Consider the following 18,406-nt stretch of genomic DNA (forward strand, 5'->3'; position numbering starts at 1 on the left):
ATGCCGGATCACCACGCGTCACCCGCGGACAGAGAGATCTCCCTGCCTCGCGTGCTCGGGGTGCTCAGCGATCCGACGCGGCTGGGCATCGTCCGGATCCTGTCCGACGGCACGGAGAAGGGGTGGGGGCAGTTCAGCGCTCCCGTCGCCAAGTCCACGCTCAGCCATCACCTCAAGATGCTGCGTGAGGCAGGTGTGACCCAGACCCGCCAGGAGGGCACGCGCTGCTTCGTGAAGCTGCGGGGCGACGTCCTGGAGGCTCGCTTTCCCGGCTTCCTGCCGGCGCTGCTGTCCGCCGCCGTCGCCGACCGCATCGGGGACCACGTCACCGAGCGGGACGAGCAGGCCTGACCCCGTAGGCACCGCGTGCCGCACGTGTACTGCCCGTGTCACACCTTGTTTTGACGTGTGCATGAATATGTGAGGCGGGTGCCCCGTGAAGCGCGGCAGCAACTCCCGTACGCACGGACGCCTTTGACTCCGCCTGCCCCGGTCACCGTCGCCACCTCCCCATTTGACGTATGCACCGACCCTTGCTCATAGTGTTCTATGTACATCGAACATCGAACAAGGAGTTCCTGATGTCCGTAAACCACCCCCACCAGACGTTCGCCGAGCACGTCGTGATCGTCACCGGTGCGGGAACCGGCATCGGCCGAGCCACCGCCGTCGCCTTCGCCGAAGCGGGAGCGCGTGTGCTCGGAGTAGGCCGTCGCGAGGAGTTGTTGAAGGAGACCGCCGCGGCCCACAGCAACATCGACGTCCTGGCGATCGACATCCGCGACGACGACGCGCCCGGCAAGGTGGTGGGTGCGGCCGTGGAGCGGTGGGGACGCCTCGACCACCTGATCAACAACGCCGGTGCGACAGCGGTCATGCCACTGGCGGAGGCCGAGAAGCAGACGATCGTCGATCTGCTCGCGCTCAACGTCGTCGCGCCCAGTCTTCTGGCCCGCGAAGCCCTGCCGCACCTGCGCCGGACCTCGGGGTCGATCATCAACCTCTCCAGCACCTACGGGCACCGCCCGATGGCGGGGGGCGCGCACTACGCGGCCACCAAGGCCGCCATCGAGCAGATGACGCGGAGCTGGGCTCTGGAGCTGGCCGGCGAGGGTGTCCGCGTCAACTCGGTCGCTCCCGGCCCCACCCGCACCGACGTCATGCTGCACGCCGGTCTGACACCGGAGGCGGCCAACGACATGTACGCCTACGAGCGCGACCGCATCCCGACCCACCACATCGCGCACGCGGACGAGGTGGCTCACTGGATCCTCCGCATGGCGGACCCGGCCGGACGCCATGCGACCGGTCAGGTGATCACCGTCGACGGCGGCCTGGAACTCATCTGATCCTGCTGCCCGGGGCCTATTCGCGCGACAGCCCCCGAAGGGCCTGCGTGAACGGTCGGGGGCCCTTCGCAGACGGCGTGTTCCCGACGACGCATGTCCCCGACGACGGACGTCCCCCACGACGGACGTCCCCGACGACGGGCGTCCGTCTCACGGCCCCTCACTCCCTCCGTCACGAGTGATCGTCGCTGTCACGGATCGACCCCCGGCCCGGTCACATGTCACAGACGCGGGTGCTGCGCTCACGACACCCGCGTGGACACGGCGGGCCGGGCTTCCGGAGCCGATCCGTGACAGCTCGGGCTGACGAAGGGACGACGGCACGATGACACCGACGGGGAAGCTGCCCGCACCGCAACACGGCCTCCTGATCACACACTTCCTCACGGTGCGCGACGTCGCCGTCTCCCGGCGCTTCTACGCCGACGTCTTCGGTGGAGAGGTGGTGATGGCGGAGAACCCGGCGATGGTGAAGGTCGCCAACAGCTGGATCATCATGAACCCCGGCGGCGGACCCACCCCCGACAAACCGGGGATCACGCTGGAGGCCCCGCGAAGCGGTGAGCGCGTGTCCAGCTTCCTCAACGTGCGGGTGGCCGACCTGGCCGCCTTCTACGCGCACGCGGTCGCCCAAGGAGCCGACTTCCTCACCGAGCCCGTCGATCGCGGTGCCGAGCTGCGCTGCTACCTGCGCGACCCCGACGGCTACCTCATCGAGGTGGGCCAGTCCACCGGCCTGCTGCGGGGCATCCAGGCGGCAACTCCGCGCGCCGCGACCGGTGGCGGGGAAGTACCCGAATAGAGGTCGTTGTGTGGGACGACGGCGGGCTCGTCGGCGTGGAGACCGCGCTCTGGGTAAGGGATCACGGGCACGAAGTCGTACCCCATGCGGCACCGGCGATCCGGTCGCAGCCCTAGCTCCGGCTGCGCATCATCGACATCAGCAGCCTGTGGGTCTTGTCGTCGGCGGCGGCCACGAGCCCACGACCCCCCTCACCCATCGGGGCACCGTCGATGTCGGTGACAACGCAGCCGGCAGCCCGGCACACGGCGATACCGGCCGCGAAGTGCACGCTCCCGGAGAGGTCGCCGCCATCGGTGACATACGCGGCGCGCCTGCCGGCAGCCACCCAGGCCAGCGCCAGCGTCGTGGATACGACGCGGGGTCGGAGACGTGCGACGAACTCAGGGTGGGCCAGCAGGTCCACGGTCCGGAACCCGGGCGCACTCGGGAACGGCGGATCCAGGTTGACGTCCACCAACCGGGTAGCGGTCGTGGGCGTCAGCAGTGCGTCGTCGGCCCCGTCCTGCCGCACCCAGGCAGTCTCCCCGTCGGTGAAGAACACCTCGCCGCTGAACGGGTCGGCCACCGCCGCCGCCCCCTCGCGCAGCGCCACGTTGACGGCCACCAGCGCGTTGCCGGCGGCGTAGTTCAGTGTGCCGCACAGGGGATCCACCAACCACTGGCGCACCGCGTCTCCAGCGCCCTGCTGCCCGCCTTCTTCGCCGAGTACCGCGTCATCGGGCCGTGCGGCACGGATGATGCCCAGGATCGCCTTCTCTGCCTCTACATCCGCGGCGGTGGCAAAGTCCCCAGCACCCTTGTCGATGCGGTTGAGTCGCCGGCCGTACATGGCGCGGACCACGTCCGCGCCAGCCCGCGCCCCGGCTGTCGCGACCGCGGCATCGCCGGATCTCGCGTATGAGTCGATCACGCTGTGCAGACTAAGCGGGGATGAAGCTCGGCCACCAGGGCGGGACGCTGCCCGGGCACGACGGGGGGGGGGCAGGAGACCTGTCGTGCTTGGGCATCTGTTCCGGCGTCGCCGCGACCCGGACCGTGGCACGGAGTTCACCGGTCGGCGAACCCCGTGTGCGTCAGGGTGGCGACCACGCCCGCCACCTTCACGTCCACGACGACTTTGCCCCTGGTCCACCGGGTCGACGTGCCGTCCGGCGCGCCCAGCGTCTCGAGGACCGACACGGGCAGGCGCTCCCGGTCGCCCGGCTCGGGATAGAAGGCGATCAGGCACAAACGGCCGCGGGCGTTGAAGGCGTACTGGGCGTCCATCGTGACCCCGCAGAACGTCTCGGGGCCCCGTCCCGTGACCCACCACTCGCCGTTCTGCTGCGCCGCGCCCGGGAACCTCGCCCGGAAGTCGGCGACGCCCGCTCCCCAGGGCAGGCCGTTCCAGCCCTGTGCGAGGGCACGCTCGGGAGCGGCAGGGCCCGCGTGGTCCGGGGTGTCGCGGCCGTCCCCGCGGCGGGTGGGGATCAGTCGTGCCAGGCCGCGGCGTCGCCGCGGAGAAGGGGGCGGGGCGCCGGGTGCGGCCCCGGCCTCGTAGGTCTTCGTGCCGGCGTCGGCAGGCGTGTGCGTGAGCGTCGTCCCGTCGACCTCCGCGTCGGCGTCCGCGATCCCGCCGGCGGCGGCGCCCGAAGCCCCGCCCGCGTCGGCGTCCGGGGCCCCGCCGCCTGTGGCGCCGTCGTCCCCGCGGCCGGTGCCGACGCCGTGTGCGGCCTCGAACGCGCTGATCATGCGGGCGACCGCGGGCGGGACCCAAGGGGCCGTCACGGTGTCGCCGGAGAGGGAGTCGAGGAGGCCGGCCGCCGTGGGGCGGGCGTCCGGGTCCTTGGCGAGACAGGCGGCGACCAGGCCGCGCAGTTCGTGATCGACCGGCGCGAGGTCCGGCTCCTCCTGAACGATCCGGTAGAGCATCGCCGCGGGATGCCCGTCACCGAACGGGGCGCGACCGGTGGCGGCGAACGCCAGCACCGACCCTAGGGCGAACACGTCGCTCGCCGGTCCGATGCCGCGGTCTCCCCGTGCCTGCTCGGGCGACATGTAGGCCGGGGTGCCCGCCACGACGCCGCTGACCGTGTGCGACGAGGCCTCCCGCGCCCGCGCGATGCCGAAGTCGATGACGCGCGGTCCGTCGGCCGCCACGACGACGTTGCCCGGTTTGAGGTCGCGGTGCACGAGGCCGCACCGGTGGATGGCGTCGAGCCCCTCGGCCAGACCGGCCGCCAGTACCCGCAGCGCACCGGCCGGCAGTGCGCCGTGCTCGCCCACCACCGTGTACAGCGAGGGCCCGGGTTCGAAGGCACTGACCAGCCACGGGCGTTCCGCGTCCGGATCGGCGTCGACGACCTGCGCGGTGAAGAAGCCGCCGACCCGCCGGGCCGCCTCGACCTCGCGGGCGAAGCTCCGCCGGAACGCGGCATCGGCCCCGTACTCCGGGCGGATCACCTTGACGGCCACGGGTCTTCCGCCCGCCGACCGTCCGAGGAACACCTGTCCCATGCCCCCGGCGCCGAGCCGGCCCACGAGCCGGTAGGCGCCTATGCGGTCCGGATCCCCTGCCTTCAATGCCTCCATCGGCATCGGCCCCCCTGGTCGTCCGACTTCGGAGATTTTCCCAGAGAGCGGCCCGAAACACAGGCGGTTGGCGCCTTCGTCTCCCGACTCGCGTGTCAGTCGGCCAGATCCGCGGCGCGTCGGCGCAGGGCGTGCACCAGCGCCCCGGTCGGTGCCGTGACCCGGCCCGGCAGGGAGACCAGGTCGATGCGCCGGACCTCCTCGGCGACGCCCGTGACGGCGACGAAGCACACGCCGCGTGGGACGACGGGCAGCAGCGCCGGTGAGGCCGTGGTGATGCCCGCACCGGCCGCCACCAGGTGGAGCTTGGTCAGCCAGTCGCGGGCGGTGTGGGCGATCCGGGGACGGCCGGGCAGCCCCGGCCAGACGCCGAGCAGCGGATCGCCCGTGCCGCCGGGCCCGGCGATCCAGGCTTCGGAGGCGAGGTCCGCGACATCGGCGGTGCCGTGTTCGGCGAAGCGGCTGTCCGCCGGAACGGCCAGGGCCAGGCGCGTCTCCAGCAGGGGTTCGACGTGCAGCGGCGGGTCGTCGGTGTCGGGCGAGCGGTGCGGGGGCCGGGAGGTCAGCAGCGCCAGGTCGAGGCTGCCACTGCGCAGCGCGCGTACCAGCGCGGGGGTGCTCGCCTCCCGCGTGGTCACCCGCACGCGGGGGCGTTCGGAGCGCAGCGCCGTCAGCGCGTCGGCCACCATCACCGCTCCCGCCGCGGGGAAGTACCCCAGGCGGACCCGGCTCGTGGCGTCCTCGACCCCGCGCAGCTCCCGGTCGGCCGCCTCCAGCGCGTCCAGGGCGGCGACGGCGTGGCGCAGCAGGGCGCGGCCCTCGCCGGTCGGCCGTACGCCGCCGGGGAAACGGTCGAAGAGCCGGGCGCCCGCCGCCTGTTCCAGCGCGGCCACCTGCCGCGAGACCGCCGACTGCGTGTACCCGAGGCTGTGCGCGGCCGCCGTGAAGGTGCCCCGCTCCGCCACCTCGCGCAGCACCCGGAGTCCGACCAGCGTCACATCGGCCATCCCCATGAGGCCGCAGCATATCCGGCATGCCGAACATTCGCTGTCGGAATGGCTCGCGGGCTCCTAGCGTCGGTGCCATGCCTTTGATCAGCATCTCCCTGCGCAAGGGAACCACGCCCGAGTACCGGCGGCTCGTCTCCGAGGCGCTGCACGCGTCCATGGTCGACGTCCTGAAGATCCCGCGGGACGACCAGTTCCACGTCTTCCACGAGGTCACGGACGACAACTTCGTGATGCAGCCGGTGGTGTTCGGCATTCCGCGCAGCCGGCGCACCCTGTTCATCCAGCTGTCCTTCAACGAACGCAGCGCGGCGCAGAAGGCGGAACTCTTCCGGGCGATCGTCGACAACCTCCGGCTGCGCGCGGGCGTCCCCGAGGAGGACGTCATGCTGATGGCCGTCGAGACGGCGCGGGAGAACTGGTGGGCCGCCGGGCGGGTCGTCGATCCCGCCACCGGCTACGACGAGCGCATGACCGACGTTCCCCACCTGCCCGACGCGCGCCACTTGCCCCACTTGCCTGACGCGCGCCACCTGCCCGACGCGCCCCATCTGTCCGACGTACGCGGCGACTCTGACCGGTAGCGGCCCGCGGTCACGCCTCACCCATCCGCGCCGCCGGGCGCCCGCCGTACCCCGCCCGGGGGCGCCGTGCTCTGCCGTACGACGAGATGGGTCGCCAGCTCGATGCGGCGGCCGGACCGGCCGGGGTCGTCCGGCTGGAAGAGCATGCGGGTGGCCTCCTCGGCCATGTGCCGCAGCGGCTGGTGGACGGTGGTCAGCGGCGGGCTCGACCACTGGGCCAGCGGCACGTCGTCGTAGCCGACGACCGAGAGGTCCTGGGGGACCCGCAGGCCGCTGACGCGGGCGGCCTCCAGCACGCCGAGCGCCTGGAGGTCGCTGCCCGCGAAGACCGCCGTCGGCCGCCCGGGACCGGCGAGCAGGTCCATGCCGTGCGCGAAGCCGCTCTCCACGCTGTAGTCGCCGTAGCGGACGAGGGCCGGGTCGATCGGCAGGCCCGCCATGGTCATCGCCGAGCGGTATCCGTCGAGCCGGGCCAGTGAGCACAGCATGTCCTCGAACCCGGTGATGATCGCGACGCGTTCGTGTCCGTGGTCGGTGAGGTGACGGGTCGCCGCCAGTCCTCCGGCCCAGTTGGCGGAGCCGACGGACGGGACGTCGGGGTCGGGGTCGCCGGCCGGGTCGACGATGACGAAGGGGATGTCCCAGGACCGCAGCCGGTGCTTGACCTCCGCGGGGAGTGTGGAGAAGACCAGTACGACACCCAGCGGCCTGCGCCTGAGCACGCCCTCGATCCAGTCCGGCGCGGGTGCGTGCCGGGTGCCGCTGCGGGTGAGCACGACCTCGGTCCGGTGGGCCTTGGCGACCTCCTCCACGCCCCGGACGAGTTCCATCGCCCAGACGCTGTCCAACTCGTGGAAGACGAGTTCGACCAGGGGCGAGCGCGGTGGGCTCGCGGCGCGGCGGCGGTAGCCGTGCAGCTCGAGGAGCCGCTCCACCTTCGCCCGGGTGGTACTGGAGACATCCGAACGACCGTTGAGGACCTTCGAAACTGTCGGGGGTGAGACCCCCGCCTCTTTCGCCACCTCGGCCAGGGTGACCCGGGCGCTCACCTCAACTTCATCGTGCATGCAGGCAGGATAGGCCATGCGATCGATAACGTTTTGAGACGGCAGCCGCACGGCCATTGACCAGAAATCCGGTCTCACTTTACTGTCCGACCAGCATGGACTTTCGGTGATGGCGCCGAAACTTTCGAAAGGCGAACGATGAAGACACGTGCGCGCTTGCCCAGACTGGTCGCCACCGGTGCGACGCTCGCCCTGGCGCTGAGCCTGTCGGCCTGCGGTGACGGGGACGGCGGGGCGTCGTCGGACGACGGCAAGATCCATGTCCTGGTCTACGGGGACGCCAGCAACAAGGTCGAACAGAGAATCGTCGACACCTTCAACAAGACGTCCGACGTCAAGGCGGTCCTCGACACCATCCCCGGTGCGGACTACCAGACGAAGCTCCAGACGATCATCAACACCCCGCAGGCCCCGGACGTCTTCTTCAACTGGGGCGGCGGCAGCATCAAGCCGTTCGTCAAGGCGGACCTGCTGCTGCCGCTCGACGACTTCATCAAGAAGAACCCGGACCTGGAGAAGAAGTTCCTGCCGTCCGTCTTCGAGAGCGGTGTCGTCGACGGCAAGCCGTACGGCGTCCCGATGCGCGGCACCCAGCCGGTCCTGCTCTTCCACAACAAGCAGGTCCTCGAGGACGCGGGCGTCCAGCCGCCGAAGACCTGGGACGAGCTGCTCGCCGCGGTGGACAAGCTCAAGGACGCGGGCGTCACCCCGATCGCGCTCGGCGGCGGCGACGTCTGGCCCACCCAGATGTGGTTCCAGTACCTCTACGACCGCATAGCCGGTCCCGAGCTGTTCGCCAAGGCCGTCGGCGGCGACAAGAGCGCCTGGGAGAGTGCGGACAGCAAGAAGGCCCTGGACATGATCAAGGAGCTCGTCGACAGCGGCGCCTTCGGCAAGAACTACGACTCCGTCAAGTACACCAACGGCGGCTCGGTCCAGCTGGTGGCCTCCGGCAAGGCCGGCTTCGAGCTGATGGGCTCCTGGTACTACTCCCAGCAGCTCACGGACCACCCGGACTTCGCCGAGAAGGGCCTCGGCTACACCGCCTTCCCGTCGGTCGAGGGCGGCAAGGGCGACCCGGCCGCCGTGGCCGGCAACACCAACAACTACTACTCGGTGATGAAGAAGACCAAGCACCCCGAGGCGGTCGCCGAGTTCCTGAAGCTCATGTACTCCGACGAGTTCGTCAAGGCGCAGCTGGACATCGGCAACCTGCCGACCACGACCAACACCGACAAGTTCATCGACGGCTCGGGCACCCCCGAGTACTCGCGCTTCCAGTACGACCTCGTGTCCAAGGCCCCGTCCTTCCAGCTGTCCTGGGACCAGGCGTATCCGCAGAAGGCCAGCTCGGATCTGCACAAGGCCATCCAGCAGTTCTTCAACGGACAGCTCGACACGGACGGCTTCATCAAGGCCATGCAGGCCCTCCCGACCGAGTGACGAACGGCTCATGACCACACACCTCACGAGCGCTCGGCCCGCCGCCGGACCCCGCAAGGAGTCCCGGCGGCGGCCGCCCGCCCCGTCCGCGACGACGGTGGGCCGCCCCGGCTTCGGCTGGGCGGTGCCCGCCGCACTGTTCTTCTTCCTCTTCGCGATCGTCCCGCTGATCATGGTGGCGGTGCTGTCCTTCATGAGCTGGGACGGCATCAGCCCGCCCGAGTTCGTCGGCACGGACAACTGGTCGCGCCTCATCGACGACCCGGTGATGCTCAAGAGCATCTGGCTGACCCTGCTGCTGACCGTGCTCGGCGTGGTCCTCCAGACTCCGCTGAGCATCCTGCTCGGCGTCTGGGCCGCCGGTCACCAGCGCAACCGTGCCGTCCTGTCGGTCATCTACTTCATCCCGCTGCTGCTGTCCGCGACGGCCGTGTCCGTGCTGTGGCGGGCGCTGCTCGACCCGAACTTCGGCATCCCGGCCGAGGCGAGCTGGCTCTTCGGCGACGGCAACCTCTTCGGCGAACAGAACACCGCCATCGGGGTGCTGGCCTTCGTCAGCACCTGGCAGTTCACCCCGTTCCACACGCTGATCTACCAGGGCGCCGCCCGCGCCGTCCCGCCGGTGCTCTACCAGGCGGCGGAGATCGACGGGGCGGGCCGCTACCGGCAGTTCTTCCACATCACCCTGCCGCAGCTGCGCACCTCCATGATCACCTCGATGATCCTGATGATCGTCGGCGGTCTGACCACGTTCGAGACGGTCCTCATCCTGACCCAGGGCGGTCCCGGCACCGACACCACCATCAGCGCCTACTACATGTACGACAAGGCGTTCAAGAGCTTCGACTACGGCATCGGCTCCGCCATCGCGCTGGCCCTGGTCGTGGCGGCCACGATCATCTCGCTGATCGTCGTCCGGGTCTCCGGCTACGACAAGATGCGCAGCTCCATGGAGGGTGTGTCATGAGGCGCCGACCCAACTACGTGGCCGGCGTCGGCTCGCTCGTCTGGCTCTTCGTGGTCGGACTGCCGCTGTTCGTGCTGCTCGCCGCCACCCTGCGCACCCGCCAGGACTACGCCGAGAACGGACCGGTCTCCCTCCCGGACAGCTTCACGCTGGACAATTTCACCGGCGCCTTCGACTCGGGCTTCGGCCAGTACTTCTTCAACACGCTCGTCGTCACCGCCTGCGTCATCGGCATCGTGCTGCTGCTGGTCCCGCCGCTCGCCTACGCGATCGTCCGCAGCCGCGGCCGGGCGACGTCGGCGATCTTCCGGCTGTTCCTGCTCGGCCTCGCCATCCCGGCCCAGGCCGTGATCGTGCCGATGTTCTACCTGATCAGCGAAGCCGGGCTGTACGACAACCTGCTCGGCGTCATCCTGCCCACGGCCGCGTTCTGCCTGCCGATGTCCGCGCTGATCCTCAGCGGTGCCATGCGCGACATCTCCCCGGAGCTGTACGAGGCCATGGCGATGGACGGCGCCAGTCCGCGGCGCATGTTCTTCCAGCTCGTCGTGCCGCTGTCCCGCGGGGGACTGTCCACGATCGTGGTGTTCTCCGCGCTCCAGGCGTGGAACGGCTTTCTGTTCCCGCTCGTGCTGACCCAGTCCGAGTCCACCAAGGTGGTCACCCTGGGCCTGTACAACTTCCAGACCGCGCACGGCATCGACATCCCCGGTCTGCTGGGAGCCGTGGTGCTGTCCATGGTGCCCATCCTGCTCGTCTACCTGTTCGCCCGTCGCGCCCTGGTCCAGGGGCTGATGGGTGTCGGAGGAAAGTGACTGCCGACGTGGCCGTAGAGACCACCCCCGAAATCCCCCTCTGGAACGACCCCACCCACCCCGTCGCCGCCAGAGTCGACGCGCTCGTCGCCGCGATGACCCTCGAGGAGAAGATCGCCCAGCTGTACGGCGTGTGGGTGGGCGCCTCCGACAAGGGCGGCGAAGTCGCCCCGCACCAGCACGACATGGAGGAGCCCGCCGACCTCGACGCGCTCGTGCCCGCCGGCCTCGGCCAGCTCACCCGCCCCTTCGGCACCGTCCCCGTCGACCCCGCGCTCGGCGCGCTCTCCCTGATGCGCACCCAGGCCCGCATCACCGCGGCCGGCCGCTTCGGCATCCCCGCCGTGGCGCACGAGGAGTGCCTGGCCGGCTTCGCCGCCTGGGGCGCCACGGCCTACCCGGTCCCGCTGTCCTGGGGTGCCACCTTCGACCCGGACGCGGTGCGCCGGATGGCCGCCGCCATCGGCGCCGACATGCGGTCCGTCGGCATCCACCAGGGCCTGGCCCCCGTCCTCGACGTGGTCCGCGACGCCCGCTGGGGCCGGGTGGAGGAGACCATCGGAGAGGACCCCTACCTCGTCGGCACCATCGGCACCGCCTACGTACAGGGCCTGGAGTCCGCCGGGATCATCGCGACCCTCAAGCACTTCGTCGGCTACTCCGCCTCCCGCGCCGGACGCAACCTCGCGCCCTCGTCCGTGGGCGCCCGCGAGCGGGCCGACGTGCTGCTGCCGCCGTTCGAGATGGCCGTCCGCGAGGGCGGCACCCGCTCCGTGATGCACGCCTACACCGACATCGACGGCGTGCCGGCCGCGGCCGACGAGACACTGCTGACCGGACTGCTCCGCGACACCTGGGGCTTCGGGGGAACCGTCGTCGCCGACTACTTCGGCATCGCCTTCCTCAAGACCCTGCACGGCATCGCCGCCGACTGGGCCGACGCCGCGGGCGCCGCGCTCGGAGCGGGCGTCGACGTCGAGCTGCCCACGGTCAAGACGTTCGGCGCCCCGCTCGTCGAGGCGGTCACCGGGGGCCGGGTCCCCGAGGCGCTCATCGACAGGGCGCTGCGCCGCGTCCTAGGGCAGAAGGCGGAGCTCGGACTGCTCGACGCGGACTGGAACCCCGTCCCGCCCGCGCTCGACGGAGTGGACCTCGCGGACCCGGAGGCGCTGCGCGGCAGCATCGACCTGGACCGGTCCGAGAACCGGGAACTGGCCCGCGAGATCGCCGAGAAGGCCGTCGTGCTGCTCAGCAACGACGGCACCCTGCCGCTCGCCCGGCCCCGCCGCATCGCCCTGGTCGGCCCCAACGCCACCGAGGCGACCGCGGTGCTCGGCTGCTACTCCTTCCCGCGCCACGTCGGGGTGCAGCACCCGGAGGTCCCGGTCGGCATCGACCTGCCCACCCTCTACGACACCCTGACCGCCGAGTTCCCCGAGGCGGACATCACCGTCGCCCGCGGCACCGGCGTCGACGACGGCGACCTGTCCGGCATCGGCGCGGCGGCGGACGCGGCCCGCGGGGCGGACGTCGTCGTCGCCGTCCTCGGCGACCGGGCGGGCCTGTTCGGTCGCGGCACCAGCGGCGAGGGCTGCGACGCCGAGTCCCTCACGCTGCCCGGCGCCCAGCAGCAACTCCTCGACGCGCTGCTCGACTCCGGCACCCCGGTGGTCACCGTGCTGCTCGCCGGACGGCCCTACGCGCTGGGCCGCGCCGTGGCCGAGTCCGCCGCGATCGTGCAGTCGTTCTTCCCCGGCGAAGAGGGCACCGCCGCGATCGCCGGTGTCCTCAGCGGGCGCACCAGCCCCTCGGGAAGGCTGCCCGTCAGCGTGCCCAGCCGTGCGGGTGCCCAGCCGACCACCTACCTGGGGGCGCGGCTCGCCCAGGCCAGCGAGGTGTCCAGCATCGACCCGACACCGGCCTTCGGGTTCGGGCACGGGCTCACGTACACCACGTTCGCCTGGAGCGACCTCGTGGCGCACACCAAGGAGGCGCCGACCGACGGTGCGTTCTCGCTGGAACTCACCGTCCGCAACACCGGCGAACGGCACGGCACCGAGGTGGTGCAGCTGTACCTGCACGACCCGGTCGCCTCCGTCGTCCAGCCGGTGCAACGCCTCGTCGGCTACGCGCGGGTGCCGCTGGCCCCCGGTGAGGCCCGCAGGGTGTGCGTCGAGGTGCCCGCCGACCTCGCCTCCTTCACCGGCCGCGACGGCCGCCGTGTCGTCGAACCGGGCAACCTGGAGCTGCGGTTCGCCTCCTCCAGCACCGAGCCGCGGCTGACTGCGACGGTCGCGCTCACCGGACCGGAACGGCCGGTCGACCACACCCGGCGGCTGCACGCGGTGTTCACGCAGGAGGCTTAGGAAGTGCAGGAGGCGCAGGAGGCCGTCGAGGGCGTCTGAGCCGCCGGCCCAGGACGTGAGCGGTGGTGCCGGGTCCGTGTTCCCGGCGCCACCGCTCACCGCGCGGCTCAGCGCACCACGTCGAAGACGTTCTTCTGGATGCCGTTGGCGTAGGCCTCGTGCTCGACGAGCCTCAGCCTCTGGGCGTCCTTGTCCGTGTCGCTGAACAGCCGCTTGCCCGCACCGAGGAGGAGCGGGAAGACCAGCAGGTGGTAGCGGTCGATCAGGCCGGCGTCCGACAGGCTCCGGTTCAGGGCGGCACTGCCGTGCACGATGATCGGGCCGCCCTCGGTCTCCTTCAGCGCGGCGACCTCGTCGAGCGAGCGCAGGATCGTCGTCTCGCCCCAGTTCGTCACCAGGTCGTCCTCGGTGAGGGTGGTGGAGACGACGTACTTCGGCATCTTGCGGTACTCGGGGAACTCCTCCATGTCCGGCCACACCGGGCTGAACGCCTCGTAGCTGACCCGGCCGAGGAGCAGTGCCGCGGCTTCGCCCTGCTCCCGGCCCTTGATCTCGTACGCCTCGGGGAGGAAGTCCACGAGCTCGACGGTCCACCCGGAGTTCCGGTAGCCGGGCTCGCCGCCCGGGGCCTCCACGACACCGTCGAGGGAGACGAAGGCGGTGCTGATCAGAGTACGCATGCGGGGTTCCTCAACGTTTCGTGTCCGGTCGGTGTACCCCTACGACCCGGGGCCGGGGAAAAACTCATCGGTCCTCCCTCCGGAGCGGGTGCCCGGGGATGCCCGCAGCGCGTCGAGGGCGTGCAGGGCCACGTGCAGCTCGGTGCGCTCCTCGCCGGACTCGAGGTCACCACCGAGCAGCCGCTCGATGGTACGCAGCCGTTGGTAGACCGTCTCCCGGGACAGGCCCGCCGAACGGGCGGCCACCGTCTTGTTGCCCGCGGCGTCCAGATAGCCGCGCAGGGTCGCCACCAGGTCGGTGCCGTGCCGGGCGTCGTGGTCGAGCAGCGGGCCCAACCGCCGTTCCGCGTACTCCTGGACGCGGAGGTCGTCGCGCAGGGCGTACAGCAGGCCGCGCAGCCCGATGTCGGACCGCTCGTGGAAGGAACGGCCGGCCGGGAGGGGCCGCCCGGGTTCGGTGGCCTCGGCCACCCGGGCCGCCTCGCGGAACGAGCGCGCCACGTCGGCGAGGTCCCCGGCCGGCGCGCCCGCGCTCACCGTCGCGCCCGGGGCCGCGTCCAGAGCGGTGCGGCTCACCTGCTCGACCGCCTCGCGCCAGGGCGGGGACGGGCGCAGCGCCAGCAGTACGCCCAGGCGGGCGGGGGAGAGGAGCCCGACGAGGGCCCGCGCTCCCGTCGCCGTCAGCTCTTCGGAGAGCCGGGTCTCGACCGCCCCGGTGTCCCGCTCGGACGGCAGGTCCGCGAGGACGGCGACGAACCGGGCGTGCTCCGCGGGCAGCCCCAGGGCCGTGACCCGGGCCCGCGCGTCGCCGGGGGAGCGGTGCCGCTGCTCGACCAGGTCGCGCAGGACGTTGCGGTGGGCGGTGCGCTCCCAGGGCGTGGCGTGCGTGAGACGGGCGATGGTGAGCGCCATCGCGGTCCGCTCCAGCACCGTGGCGTCCTCCGGTCCGAAGGCCCGGCCGGGGAGCCCGGCGGGGAGCATGACCAGCCGGCCCCACCGCTCGCCCCGGTACTCCACCGGCGCCGTGAGCCAGCCCTCGGGACCGGCCGTCCCGGCGCGATCGGTGGCCGGCGTGGTGCGTGAGCGCCGTTCCCAGTCCGCGAGCGCGGCGTGGACCGGGGCCCCGGAGGGCTCGCAGACCAGCGCCAGGTGGACCAGGTTCTCCAGCACGACCGTACGGCCGCTCATCTCCGCCGCGGCGCGCAGCACCTCCTCGGGCCCCGCACCGCGCAGGGTGAGCGCGGTGAACGCCTCGTGGACGCGCTGGGTCCGGCGGATCGCGTCCGCCTGCCGGCCGACGATCAGGGTGTGGACGACCTGGGTGACCTCCAGGAAGTTGACGTCCCGGGCGAGCGTGACGAGCGGCAGCCCGCGTGCTCGGCAGGCCCGGACCAGAGCCTCGGGCGGCCGGTGATAGCGGCGTACCAGCTCGATGACCAGGGCGGCGGCACCGACGGCGGCCAATTCGTCGACGTAGCGGCGGACACCGGCGGGGTCGTCGGGCAGGGGCATGCCGGTGGTGAGGACCAGTTCGCCGCCCTTGAGGAAGGAGGCGGGGTCCGTCAGCTCGGTGACGTGGACCCAGCGCACCGGGCGGTCGAGGTGCTCCTCACCGGTCACCACCCGTGGTCCGCCACCGGCCAGCACCGGCAGGGCCAGCACGTCGGCCACGGTGGGCGACCGGCCCGCCGGGCCCGGCTGCCGGTGCTCGCTCACGGTGCCTCCCTGTGTACCCACGTTACGCCGAACGCCTGACACATCGTCCGGACACGCTGCCCCGGCCGGACAGATCACGCGTTGCCGCGCCCGCCGGGGCGGGAAGGCTCCCGGGACCGCAGGAGACCGACGATCAGGCCGGGAGACGAGCATGACCGCACTGTCGCCGCACCTTCGCCAGGCCACCCCCGTGGTGGCGGTCCGGGGCGAGGGCGTCCACCTCGACGGCGAGGACGGCCGCCGCTATCTGGACTTCACCGCCGGGATCGGTGTCACCAGCACCGGCCACTGCCACCCCAGGGTCGTGGCCGCCGCCCAGGAGCAGGTCGCCACCCTGGTCCACGGCCAGTACACGACCGTCATGCACCCGCCGCTGCGGCGCCTGGTCGACAAGCTCGGCGAGGTGCTGCCCGAGGGCCTGGACAGCCTGTTCTTCACCAACTCGGGCAGCGAGGCGGTCGAGGCCGCGCTGCGCCTGGCCCGCCAGGCCACCGGACGGCCCAACGTGCTGGTCTGCCACGGCGGCTTCCACGGCCGCACGGTGGCCGCCGCCTCCATGACCACCTCCGGCACGCGCTTCCGGTCCGGATTCTCGCCGCTGATGAGCGGCGTCGTCGTCACCCCCTTCCCGACGGCCTTCCGCTACGGCTGGGACGAGGAGACCGCCACCCGCTTCGCGCTCAAGGAGCTGGACTACACCCTCCAGACGATCTCCCCGCCCGCCGACACCGCCGCCGTGATCGTCGAACCGGTCCTCGGCGAGGGCGGCTACGTCCCCGCGAACCGCGCCTTCGTCCAGGGCCTGCGCGAGCGCGCCGACCGGCACGGCTTCCTGCTGATCCTCGACGAGGTGCAGACCGGTGTGGGCCGCACCGGCCGGTTCTGGGGCCACGAGCACTTCGGCGTCACCCCCGACATCCTGGTCACCGCCAAGGGACTGGCCAGCGGCTTCCCGCTGTCCGGCATCGCCGCCCCGGAGGAGCTGATGCGCAAGGCCTGGGCGGGCTCGCAGGGCGGGACCTACGGCGCCAACGCGGTCGCGTGCGCGGCGGCCTGCGCCACGCTGGACGTCGTACGCGACGAGAAGCTCGTCGAGAACGCCGAGGCGATGGGCGCCCGGCTGCGCCACGGCCTGGAGGCGGTGGCGGCCCGGACCCCGGCCATCGGCGACGTTCGGGGCATGGGGCTGATGCTGGCCAGCGAGTTCGTCACCGGGGACGGCGAGCCGGACCCCGAGACCGCCGCCCGGGTGCAGCGGGCCGCCGTCGACGAAGGGCTGCTCCTGCTGCTCTGCGGGGCCTGGAACCAGGTGGTCCGGATGATCCCGGCCCTGGTGATCGACGAGGCGGGCGTGGACGAGGGGCTCCGGGCCTGGGCCGCCGCCGTCGAGGCCGGGACGTCGGGCGCGGCGCGATGACGACGGCCGCCACGCACCACCGCACGAGCCACCCCGCACGCAGGACCCGCCCCGTACGCAGGGCCCGCCCCGTACGCAGGACCCGTCCCGCAGGCACGACCCGCCCCGCAGGCACGACGCACCGGCGATCAGGAGGGACCCCATGACCGACATCCCCGACACCCCCACGCAGCTGTTCCTCGGCGGTGCCTGGGTGGACGCCGCGGACGGCGCCGTGATGCCCGTGGACGACCCCGCGACCGGCGAGATCCTCGCCCACGTCGCCGACGCGGGTCCCAAGGACGCCCGGCTCGCCGAGGAGGCGGCGGTACAGGCGCAGCAGGAGTGGGCCCGGACGGCACCGAGGGTGCGCAGCGAGATCCTGCGCCGCGCCCACGAGATCGTCCTGGAGCGCACGGACGAACTGGCCCGCCTGATGACCTCCGAGATGGGCAAGCCGCTGGCCGAGGCGAAGGGCGAGGTCGCCTACGCCGCGGAGTTCTTCCGCTGGTTCTCCGAGGAGGCCGTCCGGATCGACGGCGGGCACGGGATCCTGCCCGACGGCCGCCACCGCATGCTGCTCTCCCGGCGCCCGGTCGGCCCCTGCCTGCTCATCACCCCGTGGAACTTCCCGCTCGCCATGGGTACCCGCAAGATCGGCCCGGCGATCGCGGCCGGCTGCACGATGGTGCTCAAACCGGCCCCGCAGACCCCGCTCTCCAGCCTGGCGCTGGCCGAGATCCTCAAGGAGGCGGGACTGCCGGACGGGGTGCTGAACGTCGTCCCCACCTCCAGGGCGGGGGAGGTGTGCGAACCGCTCCTGCGCGGCGGGCGCATCCGCAAGCTGTCCTTCACCGGTTCGACGGCCGTGGGGCGGCTGCTCCTGGCGCAGTGCGCGGACACCGTCGTGCGGACCTCGATGGAGCTGGGCGGCAACGCGCCGTTCGTCGTCTTCGACGACGCGGACCTGGAGAACGCCGTGGACGGGGCGATGGTCGCCAAGATGCGGAACATGGGCGAGGCCTGCACCGCCGCCAACCGCTTCTTCGTGCACGGCTCGGTGGCCCGGGAGTTCGCCGACCGGCTTGCCCGGCGGATGGCGACGCTCGTCGTGGGCCCCGGCACCGAGGACGGCGTGGACGTCGGCCCGCTCATCGACGCCGCCGGGCGGGCCAAGGTCGAGGACCTGGTCGCCGACGCGGTGGGGCGCGGCGCCCGGGTGCTGACCGGGGGCCACACGCCCGCGGGCCCCGGCTGGTTCTACCCGCCCACGGTGCTCACCGACGTCGCGCCGGACAGCCGGCTGATGGGCACGGAGATCTTCGGTCCCGTCGCGGCGATCCTCACCTTCGACGACGAGGACGAGGTGGTCCGCCGCGCCAACGACACCCCCTGGGGACTCGTCGGCTACGTCTTCACCGAGGGCCTGGACCGCGCCCTGCGGGTCAGCGAGCGCCTGGAGGTGGGCATGGTCGGCCTCAACACCGGCCTGGTCTCCAGCCCCGCCGCGCCCTTCGGCGGCGTCAAGCAGTCCGGCCTGGGCCGGGAGGGCGGCCGGGTCGGGATCGAGGAGTTCCTGGAGTACCAGTACGTGGCGCTGCCGACGGGGTGACGCAGCCGACGCGGGACGAGGCTTTGCA

The 18,406-nt window shown here is 72.0% G+C and carries 16 protein-coding genes; 10 read left to right on the forward strand and 6 right to left on the reverse strand.

The window, feature by feature from the left end:
- The 3 genes from B9W62_RS35215 to B9W62_RS35225 all read left to right on the forward strand — a co-directional run bounded on the left by B9W62_RS35215 (position 1) and on the right by B9W62_RS35225 (position 2,151).
- Entirely contained in the window at positions 1 to 351 is a 351-nt protein-coding gene (locus B9W62_RS35215) for an ArsR/SmtB family transcription factor (RefSeq protein WP_087810971.1), read from the forward strand.
- A 230-nt stretch (positions 352 to 581) separates the two neighbouring features.
- A complete protein-coding gene (locus tag B9W62_RS35220; protein ID WP_087810972.1) occupies positions 582 to 1,349 on the forward strand; it encodes an SDR family NAD(P)-dependent oxidoreductase in 768 nt (255 codons plus the stop codon).
- 325 nt (positions 1,350 to 1,674) lie between these two features.
- Positions 1,675 to 2,151: a VOC family protein gene (locus B9W62_RS35225; protein WP_087810973.1), complete on the forward strand. Its 477-nt coding sequence runs from the start codon at positions 1,675 to 1,677 to the stop codon at positions 2,149 to 2,151.
- 112 nt (positions 2,152 to 2,263) lie between these two features.
- Here the strand turns inward: B9W62_RS35225 and B9W62_RS35230 are convergent, their stop codons facing one another.
- The 3 genes from B9W62_RS35230 to B9W62_RS35240 form a co-directional block, all read right to left on the reverse strand.
- Complete coding sequence (locus tag B9W62_RS35230; protein ID WP_087810974.1) at positions 2,264 to 3,064, reverse strand: inositol monophosphatase family protein; 801 nt, start codon at positions 3,062 to 3,064, stop codon at positions 2,264 to 2,266.
- Positions 3,065 to 3,201: 137 nt separating this feature from the next.
- Positions 3,202 to 4,725 carry a serine/threonine-protein kinase gene (locus B9W62_RS35235; RefSeq protein ID WP_087812234.1) on the reverse strand — a complete coding sequence of 508 codons (1,524 nt, stop codon included), beginning with the start codon at positions 4,723 to 4,725 and terminating at the stop codon, positions 3,202 to 3,204.
- Between the two features lie 95 nt (positions 4,726 to 4,820).
- A complete protein-coding gene (locus B9W62_RS35240) occupies positions 4,821 to 5,738 on the reverse strand; it encodes a LysR family transcriptional regulator (protein ID WP_179235815.1) in 918 nt (305 codons plus the stop codon).
- Between the two features lie 71 nt (positions 5,739 to 5,809).
- On the opposite strand from B9W62_RS35240, the gene B9W62_RS35245 reads away from it, so the two are divergent.
- Positions 5,810 to 6,316: a tautomerase family protein gene (locus B9W62_RS35245; RefSeq protein WP_256976688.1), complete on the forward strand. Its 507-nt coding sequence runs from the start codon at positions 5,810 to 5,812 to the stop codon at positions 6,314 to 6,316.
- A 17-nt stretch (positions 6,317 to 6,333) separates the two neighbouring features.
- Here B9W62_RS35245 and B9W62_RS35250 read toward each other — a convergent pair whose 3' ends face one another.
- Entirely contained in the window at positions 6,334 to 7,383 is a 1,050-nt protein-coding gene (locus tag B9W62_RS35250) for a LacI family DNA-binding transcriptional regulator (protein WP_087810975.1), read from the reverse strand.
- Between the two features lie 138 nt (positions 7,384 to 7,521).
- Between B9W62_RS35250 and B9W62_RS35255 the strand changes: the two genes are divergently transcribed.
- The 4 genes from B9W62_RS35255 to B9W62_RS35270 are packed head-to-tail and all read left to right on the forward strand — an operon-like array spanning position 7,522 to position 12,974.
- Complete coding sequence (locus B9W62_RS35255; RefSeq protein ID WP_087810977.1) at positions 7,522 to 8,826, forward strand: ABC transporter substrate-binding protein; 1,305 nt, start codon at positions 7,522 to 7,524, stop codon at positions 8,824 to 8,826.
- Between the two features lie 10 nt (positions 8,827 to 8,836).
- Entirely contained in the window at positions 8,837 to 9,793 is a 957-nt protein-coding gene (locus tag B9W62_RS35260; RefSeq protein WP_087810978.1) for a carbohydrate ABC transporter permease, read from the forward strand.
- Positions 9,790 to 10,608: a carbohydrate ABC transporter permease gene (locus B9W62_RS35265; RefSeq protein WP_087810979.1), complete on the forward strand. Its 819-nt coding sequence runs from the start codon at positions 9,790 to 9,792 to the stop codon at positions 10,606 to 10,608. The genes B9W62_RS35260 and B9W62_RS35265 overlap by 4 nt, the downstream gene beginning before the upstream one ends.
- The gene (locus tag B9W62_RS35270) at positions 10,605 to 12,974 is read left to right on the forward strand and encodes a beta-xylosidase/alpha-l-arabinosidase (RefSeq protein WP_087810980.1); all 2,370 of its coding nucleotides are present in this window, start codon (positions 10,605 to 10,607) and stop codon (positions 12,972 to 12,974) included. The genes B9W62_RS35265 and B9W62_RS35270 overlap by 4 nt, the downstream gene beginning before the upstream one ends.
- Before the next feature lie 107 nt (positions 12,975 to 13,081).
- Here B9W62_RS35270 and B9W62_RS35275 read toward each other — a convergent pair whose 3' ends face one another.
- Entirely contained in the window at positions 13,082 to 13,654 is a 573-nt protein-coding gene (locus B9W62_RS35275) for a dihydrofolate reductase family protein (RefSeq protein ID WP_087810981.1), read from the reverse strand.
- A 39-nt stretch (positions 13,655 to 13,693) separates the two neighbouring features.
- Positions 13,694 to 15,370, reverse strand: a complete 1,677-nt coding sequence (locus tag B9W62_RS35280; protein WP_256976689.1) for a PucR family transcriptional regulator — start codon at positions 15,368 to 15,370, stop codon at positions 13,694 to 13,696.
- Between the two features lie 151 nt (positions 15,371 to 15,521).
- Between B9W62_RS35280 and B9W62_RS35285 the strand changes: the two genes are divergently transcribed.
- Both B9W62_RS35285 and B9W62_RS35290 read left to right on the forward strand, forming a co-directional pair.
- Positions 15,522 to 16,787, forward strand: a complete 1,266-nt coding sequence (locus B9W62_RS35285) for an aspartate aminotransferase family protein (protein ID WP_087810984.1) — start codon at positions 15,522 to 15,524, stop codon at positions 16,785 to 16,787.
- A 151-nt stretch (positions 16,788 to 16,938) separates the two neighbouring features.
- Positions 16,939 to 18,378, forward strand: coding sequence for an NAD-dependent succinate-semialdehyde dehydrogenase (locus tag B9W62_RS35290; protein WP_087812236.1), 1,440 nt, complete (start codon positions 16,939 to 16,941; stop codon positions 18,376 to 18,378).
- Positions 18,379 to 18,406: the final 28 nt, after the last annotated feature.

Source organism: Streptomyces sp. CS113 (assembly GCF_002188365.1).
Classification (GTDB): domain Bacteria; phylum Actinomycetota; class Actinomycetes; order Streptomycetales; family Streptomycetaceae; genus Streptomyces; species Streptomyces tendae.

What these genes read in the sequence shown, in the direction of transcription:
- B9W62_RS35215 (WP_087810971.1), top strand. Translation starts at nt 1, where the DNA reads ATGCCGGATCACCACGCGTCACCCGCGGACAGAGAGATCTCCCTGCCT.
- B9W62_RS35220 (WP_087810972.1), top strand. Translation starts at nt 582, where the DNA reads ATGTCCGTAAACCACCCCCACCAGACGTTCGCCGAGCACGTCGTGATC.
- B9W62_RS35225 (WP_087810973.1), top strand. Translation starts at nt 1,675, where the DNA reads ATGACACCGACGGGGAAGCTGCCCGCACCGCAACACGGCCTCCTGATC.
- B9W62_RS35235 (WP_087812234.1), bottom strand. Translation starts at nt 4,725, where the DNA reads ATGGAGGCATTGAAGGCAGGGGATCCGGACCGCATAGGCGCCTACCGG.
- B9W62_RS35240 (WP_179235815.1), bottom strand. Translation starts at nt 5,738, where the DNA reads ATGGGGATGGCCGATGTGACGCTGGTCGGACTCCGGGTGCTGCGCGAG.
- B9W62_RS35245 (WP_256976688.1), top strand. Translation starts at nt 5,810, where the DNA reads ATGCCTTTGATCAGCATCTCCCTGCGCAAGGGAACCACGCCCGAGTAC.
- B9W62_RS35250 (WP_087810975.1), bottom strand. Translation starts at nt 7,383, where the DNA reads ATGCACGATGAAGTTGAGGTGAGCGCCCGGGTCACCCTGGCCGAGGTG.
- B9W62_RS35255 (WP_087810977.1), top strand. Translation starts at nt 7,522, where the DNA reads ATGAAGACACGTGCGCGCTTGCCCAGACTGGTCGCCACCGGTGCGACG.
- B9W62_RS35260 (WP_087810978.1), top strand. Translation starts at nt 8,837, where the DNA reads ATGACCACACACCTCACGAGCGCTCGGCCCGCCGCCGGACCCCGCAAG.
- B9W62_RS35265 (WP_087810979.1), top strand. Translation starts at nt 9,790, where the DNA reads ATGAGGCGCCGACCCAACTACGTGGCCGGCGTCGGCTCGCTCGTCTGG.
- B9W62_RS35275 (WP_087810981.1), bottom strand. Translation starts at nt 13,654, where the DNA reads ATGCGTACTCTGATCAGCACCGCCTTCGTCTCCCTCGACGGTGTCGTG.
- B9W62_RS35285 (WP_087810984.1), top strand. Translation starts at nt 15,522, where the DNA reads ATGACCGCACTGTCGCCGCACCTTCGCCAGGCCACCCCCGTGGTGGCG.